The following is a 25,787-nucleotide window of genomic DNA, read 5'->3' as shown; positions in this document are numbered from 1 at the left end:
CGTGCTAAAGGAAATCAACAAAGTTATTAAGAAAGGGTAGGTTTTTGCGCAGTCTGACGGTCAAGTATATGCGTAGTGCGACCGATTAGGGAGCATTATCGCATATACATTGTTAGCGGTTCGTTGTTTGTCAACCTTGTTCATTAACAAAGTTTCCAATAATATCATATAATTCTTTCGGATTGTCATAAAAAACAAAGTGATTACTGTTTGAAATCTCTTTAACATTTACATTATTTTTAAGTAGTTCTGGGATATAAGATAATGAATTATTCTCTTGTCCGTAAATAAATATTTTGGGGATTTTCAATGCAATAAACTGTTTAAGCAAATCGCCTGTTGCCGAATATTCTACTGTTTGAAAACTATAATTGTAATAAGATTTTACATTGGTGTTTAATTCCAGATTGTTTGCAATGATATAATAACCCGCATTTCCATTAGCTTTCATATCATGAACTGTTTTTGGAAAAACGTGATTGGCAAATGTTTCATAGTCATAAGTAACTACCTTGCTTGAAAACATACAGTCTTCAGGCAATAAATTTCCTTCGATATTGATATAGGCTTTGACATTGTCCTGCTCAGTACTTTTAAGATATAGTAAAGTGGTTAGACCACCCATACTTGTCCCACAAAGTATGAAGTTTGAAATGTCAAGCTGCCTAATAAAAATGGAACTAATGGCAGCGAGGTCATCGACATTTAATAGTAAGTCCTCAAAGTATGTTGAATTACCCGTTCCTGGGTTGTCGAAAAATATTAGCGTATGCTCGGAAAGTGCATCTGATTTACAAGCTTCATAATAGTTTTCTTTTGCTCCACCAAGACCATGAAGCAATACTATTGTTTCTTTTTGTCCTTGTCTAAAAAAATATTCAATGCTAAAAACTTTGTCTTTATATGCAATTTCTGCAACCTTGATTTGTGGTGTCTCTTTTTTCATAATTTTTTATTTGTTCTGTCGTTCTACAATGACCGCTAACGGGAGTTTGCGCAGCAACTCCATTTCGAATAAAAATAAATGATTTGTTTTGATTTATAGGACCCTAAGCGAAGGTTTTATAGCCGGTTCTTTTGTGGTAAACTAAATTTCCAAGAAAAGGAAAGTCGCCCAAAATGGCTGAAATGGCTCCGAATAGGGCAAAAAATATGTCGACAAGCCTTTTGAGCCTGTCCTTCAACACTTTTGGGTCAAGAATGGACACAAGTCTGCTAAGGTTGTAGCATATCATGATCAGGTTTACCTCGGAGAGCACGTTCTGTTTTCCTTTCATCAATGTATGGGTGAAGCCCCATTGTCTTTTGATGGTCCCGAACTGGTGCTCGGTGATCTGTTGCCTGAGCCTATAATATTCCGGATTTTCCTCCACTCTTTTCTGGTTTTCCTCCAAGGCCTCCTGATAAATGGAGCGCTCTATGAAGCGTCCGTTCTTGTTCGTGGTACAAAGGTGCCTTACGGGGCAGACCTTGCAGGCCTGTCGGTTCTTGTAATGCTTGACCTTGTGGCCCGCCTTATTGTAAACGGTTCCATTGGTCACCAATATCTGTCCGTCGGGACAGGTATAGGTATCCATTTCCCTGTCGTATTTAAAATCGACCATGGGATAAAGGCCGTTGTGTTGGGAAGAATGCTCCTTTGGGGATGAGTAAGTTGTTATCCCGTTCTTGGTGCAGATGTCCAGGTGTTTGCCCGTGGTGTACCCTTTATCGGTAAGTGTCCTCATTTTTTCCACGCCCAAAAGTTGCTTTGCATCGAGTGCCATGGGCGAAAGTGCGTGTGTATCGTTTACGGTGCCCGTGTCGTTGTTGACGAAGAGTTTGTATTTTGCATCACACCCTGCCTGCACGTTATAGCCCACATTGATTATGTTGCGGTGCAGTACTACCGATCTGGCATCGGGATCGGTAAGGCTGATCTGTCGTTCCCCACTGGTGCGCAGCTCTTCCCCGATGTTGCGGTATCTTTCCTTCTTCGATTCCTGGTAGGCAATTTTGTCCTGTATTTTTTCGGTATCCGAATCTCCGTCCTCGGCATCAAGTTGTTGTTGGTATTCCAGTATCTTGTTGTCTATGTACTCGATATGGCGGTCGATCTTGTTCTGGTTGAAGTTGTTCTTCAGGGCGTTCTGGGCCCTTATCTTGAAGGAGTCGATGGCAATGGTCTCGCCTTCGATTAGTTCCCAATCCTTGAGCAGCACCACAAAATACCTGAATGCCCCTTTGAAGGCTTTTGGGTTACGCTTTCTGAAATAGGCTATTTTCCTTGCGGACGGCCTTAGTCCCTTCAGGAGCCATATGACCTCGAGGTTTACCTTGCAGGCATGTTCCAATTGGCGGGAGGAGCGCAGTTTGTTCTTGTAGCCGTAGAGATAGAGTTTGAGCATGTCCGAGGAACGATATGGTGGCCTGCCCTCGTTGTTCAGCACGTCCCTGAACCCCAGGTCGCCCATTGGGAGGATATCCACGAACATATCGACGATCCTTGCCCACGAATCGGGACCCAGGCAGGATTCGAAATCCATCATTACGAGTTGGTCCCTGTCAAAACCTGTTATAAAATCCATACCATTAAGATAATCAATATCAATACGTTATGGTATTGGCCGTGCTAAAGGAAATCAACAAAGTTATTAAGAAAGGGTAGGTTTTTGCGCAGTCTGACGGCTAGGCTATGATTAGTGTGGGGCGGTGATTTATAATTCCCATTGCGCCACAGCTCGTAGCCAAATCTTTTTGTTTTGTTTTAATTTTTCTTGTCTAAAGCAAAATCCCAAAGATTTTGCGACCTCATAAATATACACAGACCTTGGCTTAAAAACCCTAACCCCACATTAATTATAGCCATTGTTGAACTAATCCTCGTGCCTCGGAAGCTTTTAGTTTGATTATAAAAATACATTATCTTAATGAGTTCATTAAAATCTTAGCATGATGTATTTAAAAAAAGTCAAAGACGATTTTAGAGGTCGCCTTATCAGAAGTCCCCAGATTTAAAGAACTAGCCCTTACTTTAGAAAAGAGTTTTGCCATTAATGGTAAAGCTATCAGTACACTGCGCAACTACCTGCGCTGTCTTGCACACCTGGCCATTTATTACAAATGTAGTCCAGAGGCCCTTAATGAGGAGCAAATAAACGACTATCTCTACCATTGCCAGAACCTGCACAAGACCCCTTCGGAGAGCTTTTTTAAACATACCATCTATGGGCTTCGTGCTGCCTATAAGGTTATGGGGATGGATAAAAAACGCATCAGACTTCCACAGATAAAAAGACAGAAAGACCTTCCTTTGGTACTTAACAAAAAAGAGGTTCGTGAATTATTAAAGGCTCCCAAATACTTAAAACATCGTTTGATATTAGCGATGCTCTACGGCTGTGGTCTGCGCAGCTATGAACTCTGTAATCTCTTACAAGCAGATATAGATTTTGATAGAAAGACTGTGTTTGTGAAAAAACAAAAAGGAAAGGTAGACCGTTATCTTCCCTTGAGTCCCCACCTTGCCCGTGGCCTGAAAACGTATTTCAGGACAGAAAACCCCGTAAAATATGTTTTCAATAGTCAGGTTACCAAAGACGGGGAGGCAGGCCCTCTTACCACAAGGGGCATCCAATGGGTTATCAAGGAATGCCGCTCTAAAGTAAACACCCAAAAGAAATTTACCGCACATACCCTTCGCCATTCCTATGCGACCCACTTACTGGAAGATGGGATGAATATCATGAGTCTAAAGGAACTGCTAGGCCACGCTCATATTGAAACTACCATTGTGTATTTACAGGTGTCCAATATGGGTAGCTCTATGAAGTTTAGTCCACTAGATACTTTATTTACACCCTAGTGCATCCTACATATAAGGTGGCAGATGTGCTGAATTTAGAAGTAGACCATCTGCAGGATATTACTCATAATAGTTGGAACGCGCGAGGGCTGCACGCCATACGTAAATGTCGTACTAAAGCCCTTGGCGGACATTTAGACTGGTGTATGGAGTGTAACAAGCTGCATTTACAATTTAATTCTTGTCGCAACAGGCATTGTCCTACCTGCCAAGGTCATAAGCAGCAAGAGTGGATAGCAGCCAGATCGCAAGAGCTTCTTGCTGTGCCCTATTTTCATGTAGTCTTCACATTACCAGACAGTCTTAATCCTGTGGCACTGCGCAACCCTCAGGTATTGTATAAGATTTTGTTTGATACCGTTTGGGAAACACTCACTGCCTTTGGGAACAATCCCAAGCATCTGGGCGCAAAATTGGGTATGATAGCTGTCTTGCACACCTGGGGACAGAATTTACAATTGCACCCACATTTACATTGCATAGTACCCAAGGGAGGGGTCTCAAAAGCTGGGTTTTGGAAAAAGGGAAAAGGGAAGGATAATTTTCTGTTTTCGGTAAAAGCAATAAGCAAAAAATACCGAGGACTTTTTGTGGCAAAATTACGCAAGGCATTACCAGAATTACCGCAATCCTTATATGATACACTATTCAAAAACGAGTGGGTGGTCTATGCCAAGCCTCCTTTTTGAAGGCCGGAACATGTCATTGAATATTTGGGTAGGTACACGCATAAAATAGCGATTAGCAACCACCGAATATTGAATATCAATAATGAAAAAAGCGAAGTAACTTTTAGCTTAAAAGACTATCGTAAAGGTGGCCAAAAAACAACAATGACCCTCACGAACAAGGAATTTATACGGCGTTTTCAACTCCATATACTCCCTAAAGGATTTACCCGAATACGCCATTATGGGTTTTTGAGTAGTAGTTGGAAAAAGGAGAAACTAACGCTCTTACAACTGCAAGTAGCGGATAAGGATTTATTACATATTGAAACACTTGTAAGACCAGAGAAATCGCTGCACAGGATTTGCCCTAGCTGTAAAAAAGGGGAATTAATCACCCTTTTAACCTTTGATAGCCGTGGCCCACCACAGGATTACCAAAAGACCATAAAACGTAAACTATTGAAATTCAATGTGTAAGAATGGTGCTGAAAAGTGCCCTAGCATACTACTGCCCAAAACGAAGGAAAAACAGGTAAAACCACGCAAATACTCAAAAGGAGTATGGGTTTTACAGCAAAAATTTCTTCATTATGTGGTTTTCTGCAAAAAAGAAAACTGTAGCACCATATAACAATGACCTGCTTCCTTGCCAAGGTCTAGACAAACTTCACGAATTACCCCTTATTTACAAACCCCGGATCAGTCAACAAGTCATATAGCGTTAGCCTATCGGCGCGCCATATGCTTAGTTATTAGGCATAGGCTTTTTTTTTAATATGCTACTAGGTCCCTTAAAGGTTTCCACTTTTTCAGATACCTTTTTGAGTAATCTGTGTCCTTAATTATTGATGGTTCAACTTTTAATATTGTACGTTCTAATTGAATTACAAAGTCTACTAGAGTTTCTTTATAGTTTTTGGTTAGCCTTATGAACTTTTTGTTTTTTCCAGAATATTCTAAATCATAGACTGATGGTTTATACTTTTTCAATTGATTTTTACCTTGATAAAAGTGTTGATTCGCCTTATCAATCGTACTTTCAATCTCGCTATCTTCAATCTTTGGGTTTCTGAAATTCTTGTTCATATAACCAATGAAAATATTTTCAAAACTTATTCCCATATTTATTTCATCGTTCGCGCTATTAATCTTATCGTTTATGCTATTATAGTTTGAAATCCATTTGGCGTATGTAAGACTTTCAATTAGTTCTTCATCTTCGTAGATTTCTTTTTCAATTAATACATTGGTAATCCCTGATTTTATGATGCGGTCAATTTTCTTCCTGATTTGGGTTATAGTGTCCAACTGAACCATTTTAGAAATGGAATCTTTAAAGATAAAATTCCCGCGTTTACTAAGTTTTGAAAAGTCTTTTTTTTCATAATCTACGTTACTTATTGGGTTGTTTAGAAATTGCCAAACAGGGTCAAAAGGGACATGGGTTTTTATGAATTTTTTTGCATTGACTAGGAAGTAATTATCTGTAAATTCATGAACATAATTGCCTTTGTAACTAAGATGTCCAGCTGCCCAAGTATTGTCCACAAAAAAGTAGCTATCATTGATTTTGACACCATTCCAAGCGTGGTCTAATTCTGAAATTTTATTACTGTCCAATTGTCGAGTATAACCTGAAATTACAAAGGACTCAATTCCAATGGATTTACACATGTAGTGAAAAAGTTGGGCATAATGTCCACAAACGCCTTTTCGAGTTTTTAAGGTTTCATCTACCATTTCCTTATAAGAGCCATATTGAAATTCACTATTGATTTGGTCTAAATCATATTTAATATTATGAGTAATCCAAATGTAGAGAGCTCTTATTTTTTCATCATCATTTTTTAGTTCAGAAGTCAGGTATTTCGCAATTTCCTCAGTAGTTTTTAGTGAATCAGGAACGCTTTTTGATTCCTTGTCAATTTTTTCATATTTAGGATTGCTCCAAAGATTGGTAAGTGAAAAAAGAAGAATTATGATGTAAAAGTATTTCGTCATGTATGTTTTTTCAGCTTATGCCTAACGTTCCGGCTAAGCGTAGTGCGGAAGTAAGGAAACTCTTCGTTTCCGTCTTAGCACGTAGCTAAAGCTTATTGTTTTGATTTATTTTTTCTATGCTAAAGCTAAATCCATAAGATTTAGCGACTTTATAAATATACACAGACCTTTCGTTTTTGCCCTAAAGTCCGCATTACGTTTAGGCATTGTTACCACACGTTTTTACACGGTTCTATTTGTCCGATTAATAAATTCAGTCAGTTTTTCAGGTTCAGTTTTCGCCTTCTCCATAATTCCGATATTACTAAGTATAAAACTTGTGAAAATTTCATTCGGTTTTTCACTCCGATTATTTTTTTTCATACTTGAGTTAAACATAAAAGACCTAATTGTTTGAATTGGTCCCCAAGGAATTCCCCACCAACCTAATAATGCAGATTTCATATTTGCTTTGCTATGCATTTCATCAAGGCAATTTGAGCATGCAACTTTTAAAGATTTCTCATAGTTTGTCATTATTAACATACTAACTACTCGACCAACCATTGTTGCGTTTACTTTTTGAGTTTTTGAATTACATTTAGGACAAGGATGATTTCTTAAAATACCACAGTATTCATTAAATTCGGATTCTGTTAATTCCTTTGTTTGAGAATCAACGCTGTCAATTAAATTCAGATTGAGATTTCTTTTTTTAATTTCTGCTTTTAATATATCAAGAACTTCTGGTCTTAAAGAACCAGCCTCTTCTGATGCTATTTTTTCGATGTTATAATCATCAAAATTTTTATAGTTTTCTTTAATATCTTTTAAATCCATTCTGTTTTTTCAAATGTGTGGTAACGGGAGTTTGCGCAGCAACTCCATTTCGAATAAAAATAAATGATTTGTTTTGATTTATAGGACCCTAAGCGAAGGTTTTATAGCCGGTTCTTTTGTGGTAAACTAAATTTCCAAGAAAAGCAAAGTCGCCCAAAATGGCTGAAATGGCTCCGAATAGGGCAAAAAATATGTCGACAAGCCTTTTGAGCCTGTCCTTCAACACTTTTGGGTCAAGAATGGACACAAGTCTGCTAAGGTTGTAGCATATCATGATCAGGTTTACCTCGGAGAGCACGTTCTGTTTTCCTTTCATCAATGTATGGGTGAAGCCCCATTGTCTTTTGATGGTCCCGAACTGGTGCTCGGTGATCTGTTGCCTGAGCCTATAATATTCCGGATTTTCCTCCACTCTTTTCTGGTTTTCCTCCAAGGCCTCCTGATAAATGGAGCGCTCTATGAAGCGTCCGTTCTTGTTCGTGGTACAAAGGTGCCTTACGGGGCAGACCTTGCAGGCCTGTCGGTTCTTGTAATGCTTGACCTTGTGGCCCGCCTTATTGTAAACGGTTCCATTGGTCACCAATATCTGTCCGTCGGGACAGGTATAGGTATCCATTTCCCTGTCGTATTTAAAATCGACCATGGGATAAAGGCCGTTGTGTTGGGAAGAATGCTCCTTTGGGGATGAGTAAGTTGTTATCCCGTTCTTGGTGCAGATGTCCAGGTGTTTGCCCGTGGTGTACCCTTTATCGGTAAGTGTCCTCATTTTTTCCACGCCCAAAAGTTGCTTTGCATCGAGTGCCATGGGCGAAAGTGCGTGTGTATCGTTTACGGTGCCCGTGTCGTTGTTGACGAAGAGTTTGTATTTTGCATCACACCCTGCCTGCACGTTATAGCCCACATTGATTATGTTGCGGTGCAGTACTACCGATCTGGCATCGGGATCGGTAAGGCTGATCTGTCGTTCCCCACTGGTGCGCAGCTCTTCCCCGATGTTGCGGTATCTTTCCTTCTTCGATTCCTGGTAGGCAATTTTGTCCTGTATTTTTTCGGTATCCGAATCTCCGTCCTCGGCATCAAGTTGTTGTTGGTATTCCAGTATCTTGTTGTCTATGTACTCGATATGGCGGTCGATCTTGTTCTGGTTGAAGTTGTTCTTCAGGGCGTTCTGGGCCCTTATCTTGAAGGAGTCGATGGCAATGGTCTCGCCTTCGATTAGTTCCCAATCCTTGAGCAGCACCACAAAATACCTGAATGCCCCTTTGAAGGCTTTTGGGTTACGCTTTCTGAAATAGGCTATTTTCCTTGCGGACGGCCTTAGTCCCTTCAGGAGCCATATGACCTCGAGGTTTACCTTGCAGGCATGTTCCAATTGGCGGGAGGAGCGCAGTTTGTTCTTGTAGCCGTAGAGATAGAGTTTGAGCATGTCCGAGGAACGATATGGTGGCCTGCCCTCGTTGTTCAGCACGTCCCTGAACCCCAGGTCGCCCATTGGGAGGATATCCACGAACATATCGACGATCCTTGCCCACGAATCGGGACCCAGGCAGGATTCGAAATCCATCATTACGAGTTGGTCCCTGTCAAAACCTGTTATAAAATCCATACCATTAAGATAATCAATATCAATACGTTATGGTATTGGCCGTGCTAAAGGAAATCAACAAAGTTATTAAGAAAGGGTAGGTTTTTGCGCAGTCTGACGGTTGGGCTAAGCGTAGTGCGGAGGCAAGGAAACTTTTCGTTTCCGTCTGCGCACGAAGCTAAAGCTTATTGTTTTGCTTTTCTTTTTTTGTTTCAAAGCTAAATCCATAAGATTTAGCGACAATATAAATATACACAGACCTTTCGATTTAGCCCTAAAGTCCGCATTACGTTTAGGCTGTGTTGTGTGTAGTTTTTTCCGTGCAGTTAAGTTTTTATATGTTTCCAGCACGAGTAAAAAAGTCCATAACTTTTTTATCGTTAAGCAAGTCTTTAACATAAACGTCCATTTCTTCTGATGACATTATGGGCGATTCCAATTGTAGCGACCTAAAAGTGCCATCTTTTTGGGGTGCGATTAAAATTATTCGACCAATTTTTAAATCAAACAGTCGCATATTCACAATTGCGTATTCTTTTCTGTCTGCGGTCAAAAAAGCTGTAAAATCAATTGTGTTGGACTTAGTTTTTATAAATCCTTGTCCAGAATAGTGCGGATGGTTCCTCGAAGTTGCGTTTACATTAGTATGAGTAAATTTCTTGGTGTCTACCGAGTCCGTGAGTCCAAGAATTGTGAAGTATACCTCATTAGGTTTATTTGGAATATATTTTTGATTGACAGCACTTTTAGTTACAAACAATGAGTGATGGATAATTGTTTTGTCTTTTAATTTTATTCCTTTCCAATCTCCCGAATTACCTAATCCAACAAATGTACTATCCGCAAAATCATAGTCTGGAACAGGAAATACTCCATTAACCATGGGTCTATCGTTTAACCTGATATTCTCAATATCCGCATTCCACGTTTTCACGCTTAATTTAGTGCTATCATTTCTGTTTTGGTTATGAATTTTTTCCTTTTCACTATTCCATTTAAATCCTTCCCTTTTTTCTTGTCCCTTACAGCCAATCAAAAGAATTAAGCTAAGAAAAGTCAAGATTTTGAATGGTTTGCACATTTTTTCAAAATTACACACAACGGTCTTGTATAAGAATAGTGGCGGTTTTACGACCACCACTTTTTCAGTTTAGACCAAAAATTATTGTTATTAATATCTTTTATTTTGGCAGAATTTCCGCCATTATTTTTATACGTTGTTGTAAGCAGTTTTTCTTTAATCCGCTTATGAATAGAATCAAATTTCTCAGCTATTTTTAAGTATTCATCACTCCAACCATTTGACATTGCTAATTCTTGATAAGTACTGGTCGGTAAAAATTCCACCATTATTTTCTCAAGAGTATCAAAGTCCAAAAGTTCTATTTGTTTTTGGTCAGTGTCAAGTTCTTTTGTCAAAATTTCGACATTATCAAATCCTGCCCATACAGTATCAGTTTCATCATTAATTCTTGATTTGATATTAGCCACTATTTCCGAAACTTCTTTAAAATCCGAATAAAATGGAATTTTGGATTTGAAGTAGTCTTTGGTTTCCAAATCGCAATTTTCATTCATTTTAATTAAAGCGTTTTCTCTATATTCTTTTGATACAAGTCTATCGGAAATCAATTTTACATCCTGTTCAAATTCGTCAATCTGCGACCAATCATTGTCAGAAATCAATTCTTTTTCAGTCGATTTTCCAACACGAGCCAAATGGTCAATGTCTCCGCCAAATTTGTTATATATTTTTATTTTTTCAATGGTCAACATTGGTTTGTCTTAATTGCTTACAACAATTGTATATAGTAACAAGTTACTATATTTCTATTTTAGAAATACTAATCTAATGGATTTTTAATTTTCTTAAAGGTATTGGTCGCCACATGGGTGTATATTTCGGTCGTCTTGCTGGAGCCATGACCTAAAAGTACTTGAATCTGTCTAAGATCTGTACCTGATTCCAAAAGATGTGTTGCAAAACTGTGCCGTAATACATGTGGGGTAACGGTATCTCTTATACCTGCTTTTGCTGCTGATTTTTTAACGATGTTCAATACACTTTCTGCGGTATATTTTGATGCCTTTCTTCCCTCGAATAAATAATCTTGCGGCTTCCACTCTCTGTAATAAAGACGGAGATCATCCAAAGCGGATTTTGATAATAAGGTATACCTGTCCTTATTGCCCTTGCCGTCCTTTACCCTTACAAGCATTCGCTTACTATCAACATCCGAAATTTTAAGGTTCAAAAGTTCACTCCGTCTTAGACCTGAACTGTACAAAAGCTTTACAATGCACCTATGCTTGATATTATTGGTGTTCTCGATAATTGAAATGATCTCCTCCTTTGATATTACCTTGGGTAGCTTGGACTCCTTTCTTGGACGTTCTATTTCATAAAATCGGTTCGGCATGCCCAATACTACCTCATAATAGAATTTAATGGAATTGATTACTTGGTTTAGATAAGAATTGGATACGTTACGATGAATAAGCTTTTGAAGAAACGCTCTAATATCCCTTTCGTCAATGGCGTTCAGTTCCTTATGCTTATAATGATTTATAAACATTTCAAAGAACGAAACATAGGTGCGCACGGTGCTATTGGCATATTTTTTTAGTTCAAGTTTTAGAAGGTACTCTTCGGGACAACATCTAAATTGGGGTATGGGTTTCCTCTTGCGGTACCATTCCACATCTATTGCCTCATTGGTCGTCTTTAATGGTTTGTTGGTCAAGAATCGATTATAGTTTATCCAAACTTCACCTTTAAATGTGTTAAAGATAATGCCAAGGTTAGCTTTGGTATTCTCAATATAGGCCATATTGTACCGTTTACTCCATCTGGGGCCAGGTAGCCCTTTGATTAAATTTTGTATCAACCTATCCGGATAAAATTTGATGCCTATCATCTGTTGCCCCTTGATCATAAGATGATATAAGGTTATGGATTTTATATGCGGTGTATAAGAAGAAGCCATACTATTGAATTAATGGATAAAAGGGCAATTTATAGGATAGAATTGATTTAATCGTACCTTAAGCGAATAATGTTCGTATATACAACCACTTAAATTTAACAGGGATGAGATTACAGCATGAATGTATATATTGTAAAAAGCAACTTACAGGTAGAACGGATAAAAAATATTGCAACTTACACTGCAAGAGCGCCAACCAGTACCAAAAGGAAAAACAGAACCCGGAACGGTTTTATAACAAAGTGGACAATCAACTAAAACTCAATAGGAAGATTTTAAAGGAATACAACAAGGGAGGAAAGGTAACGATACGGTCTAATGTGTTATTGGAATTAGGATTTAATCCTAAATTTATTACACACTATTGGAAAAATCAAAAAGGAGAGGTATATCTATTTGTTTACGAATACGGATTTTTGAGCAAGAAGGATAACGGAAAAGAAAAGTATGTCTTGGTCATTTGGCAGGACTATATGGCGGTAGGGCTATAGGGCTGATCGTAAAAAAGTTTGCTTTTTTGCTGATTTTCTTTATGCGTTTTCGGAATCAACACTGAATCTACAAATGTCGTTTGCAATATGCATCTTCTAAATCTTGCGCTTGATCCCAGAATACAACTCCACATTCCTTACAATTTCTTCTGCCCTGAATAGCCAAATATTTATATAGGGTAGGTTTTGATTTAATACCTACCAATTTCATGATGTCGACAATAGGCAATTTATTCTCTTGGTAATATGTTGCAGCCAGCATCGCCTTTTGTTTAGCTTCTTTACCAAGCCCCTTTTTACGACCCAGTTGTATACCCCTTCTTCTTGCACTCTTAAGACCGGCAGTGGTCCGCTCTATAATTATATCACGTTCCAGTTGGGCTACGGCACCGAACAGTGTAATTATAAATTTGCCGTGCGCAGAAGTCGTATCAATGAACGGGTCATTAATACTCTTGAATTTAACACCAAGTTTCTCGAACTGATCGACCAATTTTAACAGGTGGGAAATACTCCTGGCAATTCGGTCCAGTTTCCAGACGATTACCGTATCCCCTTCCCTAAGTTTAGAAATCATCAGATCTAAATCATGGCGTTCTGACTTGGCGCCGGAGGAAACATCCCTGTAGATATTTTTCTCGGTGACACCTTCTTTTAAAAGTGCATCTATTTGTAAACTGGGATTTTGGGTTTTGGTGCTGACCCTTACATAACCAAAAAGCATAACGAGTATAATTATAGCTCTAAAAATAAACTATTAAATTATACCGATAAAATGAACCGCAATTTATTTAAAATTCGATTTGATTAAAAAGTTCAATAAAACGGTCGTTTGTTTATACTTTTTTAGTTCCGTAAAACGTGAATTACCGGAACTATTAAAAAGAACGACAAATGGAACTGGATAAGGATTTGTTTGACGCGAATATCGATAGTGCCGAAAAACGGCCGTTTTTTGGGACTGTTCAATCTCAATGGCTTTGATTTAGATAAGACAAAATGATATATAGCAAGAATCGGGTTTCTAACAGATAACGATATGAATATCTTTGATGTATTATATCAAAAACCATGAACGAACAAGAATATTTGAACTACGGACGAATTGCGAATGCCATAACCTATATCAAGGAGCATTATAAGGATCAGCCTTCACTTAATGAAGTAGCTGAAAAGGTTAGCTTAAGTCCTTTCCATTTTCAACGGCTCTTTAAGGAATGGGCAGGTGTAAGTCCAAAGAAGTTCCTGCAATACATAAGTGTGGAAAATGCCAAAAAAATTCTTGACGTGCAAAATTCCACATTGTTCGATACCACTATGGAAATCGGCCTCTCCGGAACCGGAAGACTTCACGATCTTTTCGTTAAAATAGAGGGGATGACACCGGGGGAGTACAAAAATGGTGGAGAGCAACTTATTATTAACTATAGCTACGCCCAAAGCCCGTTCGGTATTGTTATGGTTGCATCAACTGAAAAAGGTCTTTGCCACGTTGCTTTTATAGACGATGAGGAGAAGGCGTTTTATGGCTTAAGAAAAAGGTTTCCCAATGCCAAGTACTATCAAAGAGTCGACCAATCACAAGTGAACGCACTTATGATATTCGCCAATGATTGGAGCCATATATCAAATATAAAGTTACACCTAAAAGGAACTGATTTCCAGTTAAAAGTTTGGGACGCTTTGTTGAAAATACCTATGGGGCAGCTTTCGTCCTATGGGAAAATTGCAGAACAGCTACAAAAACCAAAGGCATCGAGAGCGGTAGGAACTGCAATCGGAAGTAATCCTGTGGCCTTTCTTATACCTTGCCATCGTGTAATACAGGCATCGGGGAATATTGGGGGGTACGCTTGGGGCAATACGAGAAAGACCGCTATGATCGGTTGGGAAGCCTCAAAATAGAACCAATCCATTAAATCCTTAAATCATAGGAAAAAATATAGGTGGCGAAGCCATGCCTTACTGGTAACCTTAATATTCATTTCAAGATACAAATTTAAACAAACAACATTATGGAAAAAAAGACATTTATTTTGATTCACGGGTCATGGCATAGTGCATGGAACTGGCACAAAGTAACTCCCTTACTGGAAAGTGAGGGTCATGTTGTGCATGCTATCGACCTGCCAGGAATGGGAAGGGACAAAACCCCAATCGAAGAGGTGAAATTTGAACGGACAGTTCAAAAACTTTGCGATCTCATAGACGGTATCGAGGGCAAAGTTATTTTGGTAGGACATAGTAAAAATGGTATCATGATTTCACAAGCCGCAGAATACCGCCCGGACAAGATAGAGAAGTTGATTTATCTGGCGGCTTACCTGATTCCCGATGGAAAGACCCAAAAAGAATACTCGGTTCAAGATACCGAAGGTTGGCTAAAGGGGTATGTCGACATTCATGAAGATACCAAGTCGCACACTTTAAAAACCGAAATTTTCAAAGAAGGTCTTTACCACGATTGTGATGATGATATTACTGAAATGGCAAATGTAATACTAAGCAATGAACCCATAGAATCAGGTAATGCCACACTTAAACTTAGTAAGGAAAGTTTTGGAAGTGTACCACGTTTCTATATTGAATGTTCCGAAGATAGGGCGGTAACCCCTTTTATTCAACATAAAATGTATACCGAAACACCTTGTTCAAAAGTATATAGCATGGAAACAAGCCATTCTCCGTTTTTTAGCGAACCAAGAGAACTAGCGGATATATTTATAGAAATCGCCTTGAAAAGCGAACCTAAAGGGTAGTCTATAACTTAGTACGGTGGGTTCATCAAATGGCAAAATTTCAACTATTTTAAAATGACCGATAAAATAAATTCCTTGGATTGGAATACCATTACCGAGGAAATGCATTCACAAGGATATGCATTAGCATCTGAAATATTGACTTCAAACCAATGCAAGGAGATCATACATTTATACGAAAATCAGGATTTGTTCAGGAAGACCGTCGTTATGGAACGACATAGGTTCGGGAAAGGGGAGTATAAATATTTTGATTATCCGCTGCCGCAGGTCATACAAGAACTTAGAGAAACTATTTACGCCCGATTATCACCAATAGCCAACCAATGGATGAAGGCTCTAAGAATGGATACGTTGTTTCCAAATTCGTTACTGCTCTTACAGAAGTTATGCCAAGCGAATGACCAAAAAAGACCGACACCGCTTCTTTTAAAGTACGAAGCTGGGGGTTTCAACACCTTGCACCGGGATTTGTACGGTGACGTTTATTTTCCGATCCAGACGGTTTTCTTCCTCAATGAACCCGACGTAGATTACACGGGTGGCGAGTTTGTACTGACCCAACAAACACCAAGGGCACAATCAAAGGCCATTGTCCTCAAACCCAAAAAAGGTGATATGTTGGTTTTTACGACCAACTTCCGTCCGATAATGGGCACTAGGGGATATTATCGGGCCAATATGAAACACGGTGTTAGCGAAATCATAAACGGGGAAAGACATACGCTCGGAATAATTTTTCACGATGCGCTTACTTGAACGGATGATAGAGCACGAGGAGATAAGTGACTTTTCACTAAAAAAAAGTATAAAAAACCACCGCATTCAATACGGGGGAAATAAAAAATTAAAAATCTACGGCAGGCTGGATTGTTCCAGCGGTAAGCGTATGAAAAAAATGAACCGCGTATTTTTCGCTACCGTTGATGATGCCATCCAGAACGGGTACAGACCTTGTGGACATTGTATGAGGGAAACCTATAAAGAGTGGAAAGATGGAACTGTTCGATAGATCGTTCGACCCTAGGTCAAACCTACTTCCCAAGGACGGCACGGTAAATTATTATGGCAAAATCCTAAATTGGGGAAACGCCGATTTATATTTAAAGACCCTGCTCCATAAAATCCCGTGGAAAAGTGATGAAGCCGTCATTTACGGAAAACGGATAGTTACCAAAAGAAAGGTGGCATGGTATGGAGACATGCCCTATGCATATACCTATTCGAATACCACCAAATATGCGCTCAATTGGACAAACGAACTCTTGGAACTAAAGGAATCGATAGAGCGTACGACCGGTGAGAAATTCAACTCCTGTCTTCTTAATCTTTACCATAACGGTAATGAGGGTATGGCTTGGCATAGTGATGCGGAAAAGGATCTGGTGAAAAACGGGGCAATAGCATCCCTAAGCCTGGGTGCGGAAAGAAGATTTCTGTTCAGGCATAAACTCACCGACGAAAAGCGGGAACTTTTATTGGAGCATGGAAGCCTTTTGGTAATGAAGGGTGCTACACAATCCAATTGGCTGCACAGACTACCTCCTACGAAACGAATTACAGACCCTCGCATAAATCTAACTTTTAGAACCATCGACAAGAAATAATAAAGCTTTCATCGTATGGATTTTTATTTAAGAATAGTTTTAAAAGTCCCACAAACATAAATCTCACTTACTAAAGACATTCCGCAAGAATTGGGTTTCGGAATGCTTGTACAAGTTCTTTATTTGTGGTTTACAAACAACTAAAGAACTTATGAAATACACATTGTTACTGCCGATATTATTACTTACTTATTCAACCTTAGCACAAGATATCTTCGAACCACCTATCGATAAGTTATCTGTATCTGCAGTATATACAGAAAGTGTAATAAACATTGACGGTAAACTTTCCGAGGCAAACTGGAACAAGGCAGTCGCTCTGACCGATTTCGTGCAGGTAGAGCCGAATCAAGGAGAAAGTTCCGCATTCAGAACGGTAGTAAAAATTCTTTATAATGAAAAAAACCTTTATATAGGAGCCTATTGTGAGGATTTAGAAGGCACTAAGGCTATCCGGGTTCCCGATCTTACCCGGGATTTTCCCTTCCGCTCAAGTGATACATTTGCCATTGGTATCGATGGATTTTTAGATGAACGCAATAGCATTACCATTGCAACCAATCCCTATGGAACACAGAAAGACTATTTATCGTTTGATGACACTTATTTTGATGCGGAATGGAACGGTTTGTGGAAGGTTCGGACAACACGAACCGATAAGGGGTGGTATGCTGAATTCCAGATTCCATGGAAATCCATTCGATATGGTAATACCGCAGAAAGTGACTCAAAATGGGGAATCAATTTTGTAAGACTTAGACGAAAAAGCAATGAGATTTCCACTTGGTCTTCCTATCCTAGGGCATTTGGTTTTAATCGTTCGGAATATTTTGGATTATTGACAGAGGTAAGACCACCAGAGCCAAGCACAAACATTCAAGTTAATCCGTATGTACTCTCAGATTTTCGAGAAACCAAGAGTAATGGGGAACTAACAACCTCCAATACAGATTATACATTAGGAGGCGAGCTTAAATGGGCGCTTAACTCAAATACCTTATTGGATTTGACAATAAATACCGATTTTGCGCAAGCTGAGGCCGACCGCCAAGTAAATAATATTAGTAGATTTTCTGTTTTCTTTCCCGAAAGAAGACAGTTTTTTTTAGAGAATGCTTCATTATTCGGTACAGGGTTATATAGTTCCAACGGAGTTTCAGGTAATTTGAGTATCATTCCATTTTTCAGTAGAAGAATCGGGTTGGACACTTCAGGTAAGCCAGTCAATATAGATGGAGGTCTGAGGTTGGTACATCGTTCTGCTAAATCCAATTTTGGTGTCTTGGGAATACGGGAAGGAAGCTCTGAGGATATTGACGGTAGCTACAACTTTGTTGGACGCTATGTCCATAATTTCGGAAAACAGAATCGACTAGGAGTAATTGCTACAACAAAAATTGAGGATGAAAAGTCTAATGTTGTAGGCGGCATAGATGGTTTTTTTAGACTCGATAAATCCAATAGTATCGGTGTAATGGGATTAGCTTCAACAGATTCTGATACAGATAATTTCGGATTGGGCGGCTATGTTCAATATCGATATGATACCAATGGGGTGAATGCTTGGTGGACAGAATCATATTTAGGAGAACGGTTCAACCCGGAACTGGGATTCATTTCGCGCACCAACGTAATTGCCACAAGTCCTGGGATAACTGCTAATTACAGAGGTAAAAGGCTTCCTTTCAAAAATGTCATCAGGGCGTTCAGGCCACAGCTAGCCGCAAATTGGTTTCATGAGGCGTCTACGAGCGACCTTTCCGAAAGAGAGATAGCTGTCAGTCCCTTATCGATCGAGGCACAAAATGGTGCCGTTATAAGTTTTACAAGTCTATTTATTCGCCAAAACATAAGCAACTCATTTTCCCTATTAAATGAAGAGATTGGGATTGGGGTATATGATTATACTAGATATAACCTAGGGCTATCCACCGATCCTTCGAGTAAAGTATCCACAATCCTTAACTATGAGTTTGGGGATTTTTATAATGGGAAATTAAATAGTATAAATGCTTCCTTGACTTTGATACCGATACCTCATTTTTTCCTAAAAGGAAGCTTTAATAGAAACGAGTTCAAGACATTGGGCACGGTCAACTCTTCGGGAATAGTAAATCTTTATACATTGGAAGGAAGAATATTTCTTAATCCTAGATTTAGTTTGAATGGACTGTATCAGCGTAATGACCAAAATAATTCTGATTTCTACAATCTTAGACTTTCTTGGGAATATAGTCCACTTTCATATTTGTACTTAGTTTTCAATTCGAATCAAAATACTACGCAGATGGATACTTTTCTAGAGAGACAGGCTATCGTTAAAGTTAGCTTTCTTAAGCAGTTTTAACGAATTTGCATTAGTCCCGTAAAAGGAACCTTTTTCGGGACAAGGTTTATTTCCCTAACTTAGAACAACAAAAATCCCAATTGGCCCAGGAAGAAGAAAATATTGAACTTACGGATGCTATCAAGGAAGAACTTGATAGAAGACTGGAACGCCACAGGGACGGGACCGCAAAGTACTATTCATGGGAAGAAGTCAAAAAAATGCTGGCAGAAAAAAGAAATAAGAAATAAACATCCCCAAGGCCGCATTGTTTTTTATCTTGATGAAAAACGATTATTATGGCCCGAATCCAACTATTCAAGGATGAAGAAATCGATGCTTTTGACACTCCTCCTTTACTTTCCGATAAAGAGCGGAGAGCTCTTTTTACCTTGCACGAAATCAAGGAAAACAGAATCCATTTTCGCAAAAAATTAGCAAAACTAGGCTTCATTCTTCAAATGGGGTATTTTAAGTACGGGAGGAAATTCTACACACCCGACCAGTTCCGAGAGGAGGATATAAAATATGTGACGACGCTCCTTAGGCTCAAAAAGAAACCGGAGATTTCGAAATATAAGAGCAGTACCTATGCAGAGCACCGACCCAAGATATTGGGCGTACTGGCCCATCTTCCATTTAACGAGAACACGTTAATGTTCGAAAACGAGGCAAGGGCACTTGTAAGAACATCTTTGAGGCCAAAGGACATATTCCATTCCCTTATCGATTTTTTGGACGAACGCAGGATCGAGCGGCCCAAGTACTATCTTTTCGCGGAGGCCATCAGGAACTCCCTGAACTCATTCGAAAAGGAACTTGCAGATCAACTGGAAGGGTTACTTAACGTGCAACAAAAGGAAACGCTGGACAACCTTATGAAGCTCGTATCGGGAAATGAAGCCCCCGGTCCTAAAAACCCTTACCTGATGACCAAGCTCAAAAAACCGAACCAAGAGTTAAAGGTTAGCAAGATCAGGGAAAGCCTTGAGGACTTCGCGATTATCAAAGACCTACATTCCAATTTTATCCATACGGTTGAAAACCTTGGAATTTCAAACGAATTGTTGAACTATTATGCCGTTTGGGTAATAAAGGCCGAACATATACAGTTTGAAAGCATTTCCAAAAACTCAATGAAAAGACTTTACCTAATTGCTTTTATAGTATATCAGTTCCGGCTCAGACAGGATGTTTTCGTGGACACTATGCTGCAATGCGTACAAAAATATCTAAACGACACCGAGAAAAAGATTTCCAGGGATTTTCTCAAACAGGAAATCAAAGGTTCCAAAGGGAGAAAACCAAGTTTTGCAGGCCTTAAGAATATCGTCCTATCATCCAAATATCAGATCCAAGAGGCAAAGAACATACTTTACTCGAATGGATATGATGAAACTGAAAAGGTCGAGCTCTTGAAGCAACTGATACCCATCAGGGCGAAATCTCTTCAAGACGAGCTTCTTGCCGAAATTGAAAGAATCGATTCATTGAGTATTAAAGGTCTTAGGGATAGGATGTACTATGGACAGCTTTCCGAAGGCTACCTAAGAATACGAAATAGGGTCGGCCGAATTCTATTGGCTTTAGAGTTCAATAAAGAAACATCCGATGGCCCGATTATGGAGGCCATATCGGATTATCAAGAACGAAATGGCAGGTTTACGATAAAATCGCCGATGGGCTTTATCAGCGACAAGGAGAGAAAATGGGTATTGGCTACCAGCGGAGCGGATAGGGCCAATCTTTATAGGGTAATCCTTTTCAAAGAGGTCTGCAACCATATCAAAGCAGGGTCGTTGAACCTGAAACATTCGGAAAAGTACAGATCCATTGATGAGTATCTTATCCATGCAAAAACGTGGAAGCGGGATAAAAAAGTACTTCTGGCCAGAGCCAATCTCCAACATCTAAAGGGGTTCGACTCTTTTTTGAAATCCTCAAAATTGGAACTTGAAAAGCAATACACCAACACAAATGAAAATGCCAAGACCGATAAGAACCTGAAAATCGGTAAGGACGGAAAACCCCGTGTGATAACGCCAAAGTCCAAAAAAATCGAATCGGAGGGATGCCTGGAAATTATCGGACAGGACAACTACCTTCCTTTGATCAACATACTTACCGATGTTGGCCGCTCATCGGATATCGTACAGTCCTTTTCCCATTTCAGTAGAAAGACAACTACAAAAAAGCTCTCCGAAAACATACTATATGCCGGAATCATGGGACTTGGTTGCAATATCGGGGTAAGAAAGATGGGGAAAATATCGAAGGGGGTGGGTCCGGACAGATTGGACTATGCCGTACGATGGTATTTCAGCAAACAGAATATCGATGACGCCAATCGCAGGATCCTGGCCCTGACCGAAAAACTATCACTTCCCAAAATTTTTGTAGAGGATTCAAAAAAACTTCATTCCTCAAGTGACGGTCAGAAATACGGTGTATCGGTTCCATCGTTGCATGCCCGCCATTCCTACAAATACTTTGGTCTTGGAAAAGGGGTATCGGCCTATAGTTTTATCGACGATAGGAACAGGTTGTTCTATAATACGGTAATAAGTACTTCGGAGAGGGAGGCCGGTTACGTACTCGATGGTCTGATGCACAACGATGACATTGAGAGCGATGTCCATTCCACGGATACCCATGGTTATAGTGAAATCGTATTCGGACTCTGTAATTCACTTGGTGTCTTTTTCGCACCCAGAATAAAAAACTACAAAGACCAGTTGCTCTACACCTTTAAGGAAAACAGCAGGAAACATTATGAAAAAAATGATTTTATGATTTTACCATCAAAATCGTGCGTTATACAAGAGGCCGTGTTGAGTTCACAATGGGAAAATATTCTCCGATTGCTTTGTACCATAAAATTGAAACAGGCAAAAGCTTCGGACATATTGTCCCGGCTCAGTTCATATTCAAAACAGCACCCGTTGTATAGGGCATTAAAGGAACTGGGGAGGATATTCAAGACCATATTTATATTGCGGTATCTTACCGAAACCCCTTTGCGGCAGTCAATCGAGAAACAACTTAATAAAGTGGAATTGTCCCACAGATTTGCAAAAGCGGTGTTCTTTGGCGAGAACCAAGAGTTTAAGGTAAGTACCAAGGATGAACAGGAAATCGCGCTGTCATGCAGGCATTTGATTCAGAACTCTATAATCCTTTGGAATTATATGTCGGTTTCCCAAACATTGTCCACCACGACGGACGAAGGGGAATATAATAGAATACTCGGTTTACTAAAGGGTAGCTCGATTATGACATGGCAACATATAAATATGTTGGGAGAATATAATTTTGAAATAAAGGGAAGGAAGCTACCATTTGATATGCAGAAAATATTGGATTTAAAAATATCGGCATAACTGACTGTATTTCAATCAACAATAAATCTATACCGGAAATTTTGTCCTATTTTTGGAATAGAGCCAATGTGTTCTTTTTCATAGAATAAAAATTTTGGATTTTTTCACTTTAAAAATCAAGAAACATATGAACACACAACGTAGAAATCTTGCGAAACTACTATCGTTAGGAGCATTGTTTCCTGCTCAAGCGGCTTATTCTTTAAATAATATTTTAGAATCTATACCCGCAGATTCAAGTAATCAATTATTACAGACACTAGGGGAAAAAGGAATAGAAAAACTGTTTAAAAAAGCTGTGGTATATGACGGTTTGGTCATTTCACGTAATTGGAATGATGATTCTTTTAAAGCTTTGGCTGAATCTGGCTATACCGGTTTTAATGCTTCTTTAGATTCTGGGAAACTTGAAAAATCTCTAAAGAGTATAGAAGAATGGAAACAAATTATCAGTAATAATCCAGATAGATTATTGTTAACCAAAAGTGCCGACGATATCGTTACTGCCAAAAAAGAAGATAAAGTGGCCGTAATGTTTGGTTTTCAAAGTTCTAGAATGTTAGAAGGCTCTATTAAAAATTTAGATACACTTTACGAGGCTGGTATGCGATGGATGCAACTTACATACAACTCTCGTAACTTAATTGGAGATGGGAGTACAGAAAGAACCAATGTAGGGTTATCTGATTATGGTCTTGAGGTTGTAGAGCGAATGAATGAACTGGGAATCATTATTGATCTTTCGCACTGCGGTAAGCAAACAACAAGTGATGGAATAGCCTTTAGTAATTCTCCAGTTTCCATAAATCACTCTATGTGCGAGGCTCTTCATAAAAATCACCCACGATCTAAAACGGATGAGCAGATAAAGGCTATGGCAGATAAAGGGGGTATAATAGGTATCATATGCCTGGGGTATATGATTGGACCTAACCTAGGTACAGATACAACTTTAGAAACTTATGTAGACCATATAGACCATGCAGTTAAAATTGGTGGAATTGACCATGTAGGTGTAGCTGCTGATTTTGCTATACAAGGGCTAGAAGCTACGGGAGCAACACGAGAAAACTGGTACGTGCCTAGACTAACTAGATTTAAACCTTCATACAAAGTACAATGGCCGCCATGGATTCCTGAACTAGATAAACCTGATAGATATTTGCAGGTTGCAAAGATCCTTGACAAAAGAGGTTATAGTACCGGAGATATAGAAAAAATATTAGGTCAAAACTGGATTCGTTTCAACAAGGAAGTTTTAAAACCATAAAATAGAGATTTGAAAATATTTCTCCTAACCTAGCAATTAAAATACACATTTATGAATAAAAGTAGTTTTTATATCGTCCTTATTTTTGGAATACTCTTTTCGTGCAAAGATAATGACACATCAAAAACGGAAATAAAAACGATTTACGATGTGGTATTTCGTGAAAACCTTGCAGGTACATATGAAAAATGGAGTACTGGCGATAATAGTTTTAATTTTTATTACACCTATACAGATAGAGGTCGTGGACCAGAGGTTACAGAGAAAATTACTCTGAATAATCAAAATTTTATAGTGTCAGATTCTATTATAGGTGTGAATTATCTAAAAGATTCTATTAGCGAAAGCTTTATAGGTACAGGTAGTACCGCTTCTTGGAAAAACCCCATGAGTGAAGATAAAGGTGATTTTAATGGCAACCAACTATATTTTAGACATGACGGTTCACCTGCTGTCTATGAAATTCTTGCGCAACTTTTACTAAAGTCTGAGGATGAAAAAATTAATCTATATCCTGAGGGTGAAGTAGAGTTGGTTGATAATTTTTCAATAACTCTTTCTGATAGTACACCAATAAACCTTTTAATGGTCAAAGGTTTAGATATGAACCCGACGTATTTATGGATTCAAAAGAATGAAATGATAGCCAGTATTTCTGGTAACCTTCATATCATTAGAGAAGATTTCAAAGACTTTAGAAAAGAACTAAAATCTTTGCAGGATACCTATGAGGATAATTATCTGATTAAAATATCAAAAGAGCTTTCCCATCAAATAGATAAGACGATTATTAAAAATGTGAATGTCTTTTCTCCTGAAGGGACTATTGTATACAATCAAGATGTTTTTATAGATGGAACGGTTATCCAGTCTATAAAACCATCTAAGGGGAAAATTTTAAATGGAACTGCTCAGGTTATTGATGGTACAGGAAAAACGCTTTTACCTGGTATGTTCGATATGCATACGCACAACACAAAATTTAGAGGGCTTTTACATTTGGCAGGTGGTGTAACCTCAGTTAGGGATCTAGCGAATAATAAGCAATTGAATCAATTAAGTGAACAGTTCGATAAGAATGAGATTATAGGTCCTAATATTGTCACTTTTTGTGGTATTATAGATGGATCTGGACCTTTTGCGAACCAAAGAAATGTAGTTGATAATTTAGAAGAAGGTTTGGCTGAAATTCAATCTTATAAAGATTTAGATTATGATCAAATTAAATTATACAGTTCAATAAGGCCAGAGTGGGTAAAACCTTTAGCCGCTAAAGCGCATGAGTTAGGTATGCGTGTAAGTGGTCATATACCTGCTTATATGACAGCATCACAAGCTATCAACCAAGGTTATAATGAAATTCAGCATATGAATATGTTGTTTTTGAATTTCATGTCAGATACTATAGATACCAGAACACCATTAAGATTTACCATGGTTGCGAATCATGGGGTTGATATAGATTTAAAATCTAAGGAATATCTAGATTTTGTATCATTATTAAAATCTAAAGATATTCTAGTAGATCCTACGATGGCCATTTTTGAGAATATGTTTGTTTCTCAAAAAGGAGAACCCAGCCCAACATATAGCAAAATAATGAATAGACTACCGTTAATAGAACAGCGCGCTTTCTATAGTGGAGGCCTACCTAAAGCTGGTGAAAAGGTTGCTTTGTATAAAGATAGTTATACGAATATGCTTAATGCGTTGAACGACATGTACAAACGAGGTGTGTCTATAGTACCGGGTACAGATGGTTTACCAGGATTTTTATATCATAGAGAGTTGGAGTTATATGAAAAGGCAGGTATACCTGCTGCAGAAGTAATAAAGATGGCTACCATTAATTCTGCTAAGATAACGGGCGTTTCAGATTTTTTAGGATCTATTGAAGCGGGTAAAAAAGCAGATCTTATTCTAATAGACGGTAATCCTGTAGAAAATATCAGTGATATAAGAAGAGTAGAGTGGACGATAAAGGGAGGACATCTTTATTTCGCCGAAGAGCTTTATAACAAAATGGGTATTAAACACTTTAAATAAT

The 25,787-nt window shown here is 38.7% G+C and carries 21 protein-coding genes and 1 pseudogene; 13 read left to right on the top strand and 9 right to left on the bottom strand.

The window, feature by feature from the left end; genetic code table 11:
* Positions 1–130: 130 nt before the first annotated feature.
* Together ACPF9A_RS02760 and ACPF9A_RS02755 are read right to left on the bottom strand one after the other, a co-directional pair.
* On the bottom strand, positions 131–946 hold the full coding sequence (locus ACPF9A_RS02760) for an alpha/beta fold hydrolase (RefSeq protein WP_424001433.1): 816 nt from the start codon (positions 944–946) through the stop codon (positions 131–133).
* 103 nt (positions 947–1,049) lie between these two features.
* Positions 1,050–2,567: an IS1182 family transposase gene (locus tag ACPF9A_RS02755; RefSeq protein ID WP_423997090.1), complete on the bottom strand. Its 1,518-nt coding sequence runs from the start codon at positions 2,565–2,567 to the stop codon at positions 1,050–1,052.
* A 671-nt stretch (positions 2,568–3,238) separates the two neighbouring features.
* On the opposite strand from ACPF9A_RS02755, the gene ACPF9A_RS02750 reads away from it, so the two are divergent.
* Both ACPF9A_RS02750 and ACPF9A_RS02745 read left to right on the top strand, forming a co-directional pair.
* A complete protein-coding gene (locus ACPF9A_RS02750) occupies positions 3,239–3,844 on the top strand; it encodes a tyrosine-type recombinase/integrase (protein ID WP_423997595.1) in 606 nt (201 codons plus the stop codon).
* Positions 3,844–4,992 (top strand): annotated as a pseudogene (locus ACPF9A_RS02745) (IS91 family transposase). The gene ACPF9A_RS02750 and the pseudogene ACPF9A_RS02745 overlap by 1 nt, the downstream one beginning before the upstream one ends.
* 294 nt (positions 4,993–5,286) lie before the next feature.
* Here the strand turns inward: ACPF9A_RS02745 and ACPF9A_RS02740 are convergent.
* The 6 genes from ACPF9A_RS02740 to xerA form a co-directional block, all read right to left on the bottom strand.
* Positions 5,287–6,516, bottom strand: a complete 1,230-nt coding sequence (locus tag ACPF9A_RS02740; protein ID WP_424001431.1) for a transglutaminase domain-containing protein — start codon at positions 6,514–6,516, stop codon at positions 5,287–5,289.
* A 222-nt stretch (positions 6,517–6,738) separates the two neighbouring features.
* A complete protein-coding gene (locus ACPF9A_RS02735) occupies positions 6,739–7,335 on the bottom strand; it encodes a hypothetical protein (protein WP_424001429.1) in 597 nt (198 codons plus the stop codon).
* A gap of 88 nt (positions 7,336–7,423) precedes the next feature.
* On the bottom strand, positions 7,424–8,941 hold the full coding sequence (locus ACPF9A_RS02730; protein WP_423997098.1) for an IS1182 family transposase: 1,518 nt from the start codon (positions 8,939–8,941) through the stop codon (positions 7,424–7,426).
* A gap of 313 nt (positions 8,942–9,254) precedes the next feature.
* On the bottom strand, positions 9,255–9,980 hold the full coding sequence (locus tag ACPF9A_RS02725; RefSeq protein WP_424001427.1) for a hypothetical protein: 726 nt from the start codon (positions 9,978–9,980) through the stop codon (positions 9,255–9,257).
* Between the two features lie 68 nt (positions 9,981–10,048).
* Positions 10,049–10,696, bottom strand: a complete 648-nt coding sequence (locus ACPF9A_RS02720) for a hypothetical protein (protein WP_423997120.1) — start codon at positions 10,694–10,696, stop codon at positions 10,049–10,051.
* A gap of 68 nt (positions 10,697–10,764) precedes the next feature.
* Positions 10,765–11,856: a site-specific tyrosine recombinase/integron integrase gene (gene xerA / locus ACPF9A_RS02715; RefSeq protein ID WP_424004403.1), complete on the bottom strand. Its 1,092-nt coding sequence runs from the start codon at positions 11,854–11,856 to the stop codon at positions 10,765–10,767.
* Between the two features lie 155 nt (positions 11,857–12,011).
* Here xerA and ACPF9A_RS02710 point away from each other — a divergent pair, with 155 nt between their 5' ends.
* Entirely contained in the window at positions 12,012–12,398 is a 387-nt protein-coding gene (locus tag ACPF9A_RS02710) for a hypothetical protein (RefSeq protein WP_424001249.1), read from the top strand.
* Between the two features lie 67 nt (positions 12,399–12,465).
* On the opposite strand, the gene ACPF9A_RS02705 is transcribed toward ACPF9A_RS02710, so the two are convergent.
* Positions 12,466–13,122, bottom strand: a complete 657-nt coding sequence (locus tag ACPF9A_RS02705) for a recombinase family protein (RefSeq protein WP_424001251.1) — start codon at positions 13,120–13,122, stop codon at positions 12,466–12,468.
* A gap of 347 nt (positions 13,123–13,469) precedes the next feature.
* Between ACPF9A_RS02705 and ACPF9A_RS02700 the strand changes: the two genes are divergently transcribed.
* From ACPF9A_RS02700 to ACPF9A_RS02655, 10 genes are all read left to right on the top strand, one after another.
* Positions 13,470–14,303, top strand: a complete 834-nt coding sequence (locus tag ACPF9A_RS02700) for a methylated-DNA--[protein]-cysteine S-methyltransferase (protein ID WP_424001425.1) — start codon at positions 13,470–13,472, stop codon at positions 14,301–14,303.
* Positions 14,304–14,413: 110 nt separating this feature from the next.
* Positions 14,414–15,157, top strand: coding sequence for an alpha/beta fold hydrolase (locus ACPF9A_RS02695; RefSeq protein WP_424001423.1), 744 nt, complete (start codon positions 14,414–14,416; stop codon positions 15,155–15,157).
* A gap of 54 nt (positions 15,158–15,211) precedes the next feature.
* The gene (locus ACPF9A_RS02690; RefSeq protein WP_424001421.1) at positions 15,212–15,916 is read left to right on the top strand and encodes a 2OG-Fe(II) oxygenase; all 705 of its coding nucleotides are present in this window, start codon (positions 15,212–15,214) and stop codon (positions 15,914–15,916) included.
* Positions 15,903–16,169, top strand: coding sequence for an Ada metal-binding domain-containing protein (locus tag ACPF9A_RS02685; protein ID WP_424001419.1), 267 nt, complete (start codon positions 15,903–15,905; stop codon positions 16,167–16,169). Before ACPF9A_RS02690 ends, ACPF9A_RS02685 begins: the two co-directional genes overlap by 14 nt.
* Positions 16,153–16,764 carry an alpha-ketoglutarate-dependent dioxygenase AlkB family protein gene (locus tag ACPF9A_RS02680; protein WP_424001417.1) on the top strand — a complete coding sequence of 204 codons (612 nt, stop codon included), beginning with the start codon at positions 16,153–16,155 and terminating at the stop codon, positions 16,762–16,764. The genes ACPF9A_RS02685 and ACPF9A_RS02680 overlap by 17 nt, the downstream gene beginning before the upstream one ends.
* A 151-nt stretch (positions 16,765–16,915) precedes the next feature.
* Positions 16,916–19,111 (top strand): DUF5916 domain-containing protein, encoded by a 2,196-nt coding sequence (locus ACPF9A_RS02675; RefSeq protein WP_424001415.1) that lies wholly within the window; start codon positions 16,916–16,918, stop codon positions 19,109–19,111.
* A gap of 80 nt (positions 19,112–19,191) precedes the next feature.
* Positions 19,192–19,341, top strand: coding sequence for an addiction module protein (locus tag ACPF9A_RS02670; protein ID WP_424001414.1), 150 nt, complete (start codon positions 19,192–19,194; stop codon positions 19,339–19,341).
* A gap of 48 nt (positions 19,342–19,389) precedes the next feature.
* Positions 19,390–22,470, top strand: coding sequence for a Tn3 family transposase (locus tag ACPF9A_RS02665; RefSeq protein ID WP_424001412.1), 3,081 nt, complete (start codon positions 19,390–19,392; stop codon positions 22,468–22,470).
* Positions 22,471–22,597: 127 nt separating this feature from the next.
* Entirely contained in the window at positions 22,598–23,740 is a 1,143-nt protein-coding gene (locus ACPF9A_RS02660) for a dipeptidase (protein WP_424001410.1), read from the top strand.
* A gap of 51 nt (positions 23,741–23,791) precedes the next feature.
* The gene (locus ACPF9A_RS02655) at positions 23,792–25,786 is read left to right on the top strand and encodes an amidohydrolase family protein (RefSeq protein ID WP_424001408.1); all 1,995 of its coding nucleotides are present in this window, start codon (positions 23,792–23,794) and stop codon (positions 25,784–25,786) included.
* The last annotated feature ends 1 nt before the right edge of the window (position 25,787 follow it).

The sequence above is a fragment of the Maribacter sp. IgM3_T14_3 genome, assembly GCF_049603095.1.
Lineage (GTDB): Bacteria > Bacteroidota > Bacteroidia > Flavobacteriales > Flavobacteriaceae > Maribacter.
The sequence above is the reverse complement of the archived record's forward strand: the minus strand, read 5'-3'. Positions and strand labels throughout refer to the sequence as shown.

Bases quoted from the DNA above. Each gene is read 5' to 3' on its own strand.
- ACPF9A_RS02760 (WP_424001433.1), bottom strand. From the start codon at position 946: ATGAAAAAAGAGACACCACAAATCAAGGTTGCAGAAATTGCATATAAA.
- ACPF9A_RS02755 (WP_423997090.1), bottom strand. From the start codon at position 2,567: ATGGATTTTATAACAGGTTTTGACAGGGACCAACTCGTAATGATGGAT.
- ACPF9A_RS02750 (WP_423997595.1), top strand. From the start codon at position 3,239: ATGGATAAAAAACGCATCAGACTTCCACAGATAAAAAGACAGAAAGAC.
- ACPF9A_RS02740 (WP_424001431.1), bottom strand. From the start codon at position 6,516: ATGACGAAATACTTTTACATCATAATTCTTCTTTTTTCACTTACCAAT.
- ACPF9A_RS02735 (WP_424001429.1), bottom strand. From the start codon at position 7,335: ATGGATTTAAAAGATATTAAAGAAAACTATAAAAATTTTGATGATTAT.
- ACPF9A_RS02730 (WP_423997098.1), bottom strand. From the start codon at position 8,941: ATGGATTTTATAACAGGTTTTGACAGGGACCAACTCGTAATGATGGAT.
- ACPF9A_RS02720 (WP_423997120.1), bottom strand. From the start codon at position 10,696: ATGTTGACCATTGAAAAAATAAAAATATATAACAAATTTGGCGGAGAC.
- xerA (WP_424004403.1), bottom strand. From the start codon at position 11,856: ATGATCAAGGGGCAACAGATGATAGGCATCAAATTTTATCCGGATAGG.
- ACPF9A_RS02710 (WP_424001249.1), top strand. From the start codon at position 12,012: ATGAGATTACAGCATGAATGTATATATTGTAAAAAGCAACTTACAGGT.
- ACPF9A_RS02705 (WP_424001251.1), bottom strand. From the start codon at position 13,122: ATGCTTTTTGGTTATGTAAGGGTCAGCACCAAAACCCAAAATCCCAGT.
- ACPF9A_RS02700 (WP_424001425.1), top strand. From the start codon at position 13,470: ATGAACGAACAAGAATATTTGAACTACGGACGAATTGCGAATGCCATA.
- ACPF9A_RS02695 (WP_424001423.1), top strand. From the start codon at position 14,414: ATGGAAAAAAAGACATTTATTTTGATTCACGGGTCATGGCATAGTGCA.
- ACPF9A_RS02690 (WP_424001421.1), top strand. From the start codon at position 15,212: ATGACCGATAAAATAAATTCCTTGGATTGGAATACCATTACCGAGGAA.
- ACPF9A_RS02685 (WP_424001419.1), top strand. From the start codon at position 15,903: ATGCGCTTACTTGAACGGATGATAGAGCACGAGGAGATAAGTGACTTT.
- ACPF9A_RS02680 (WP_424001417.1), top strand. From the start codon at position 16,153: ATGGAACTGTTCGATAGATCGTTCGACCCTAGGTCAAACCTACTTCCC.
- ACPF9A_RS02675 (WP_424001415.1), top strand. From the start codon at position 16,916: ATGAAATACACATTGTTACTGCCGATATTATTACTTACTTATTCAACC.
- ACPF9A_RS02665 (WP_424001412.1), top strand. From the start codon at position 19,390: ATGGCCCGAATCCAACTATTCAAGGATGAAGAAATCGATGCTTTTGAC.
- ACPF9A_RS02660 (WP_424001410.1), top strand. From the start codon at position 22,598: ATGAACACACAACGTAGAAATCTTGCGAAACTACTATCGTTAGGAGCA.
- ACPF9A_RS02655 (WP_424001408.1), top strand. From the start codon at position 23,792: ATGAATAAAAGTAGTTTTTATATCGTCCTTATTTTTGGAATACTCTTT.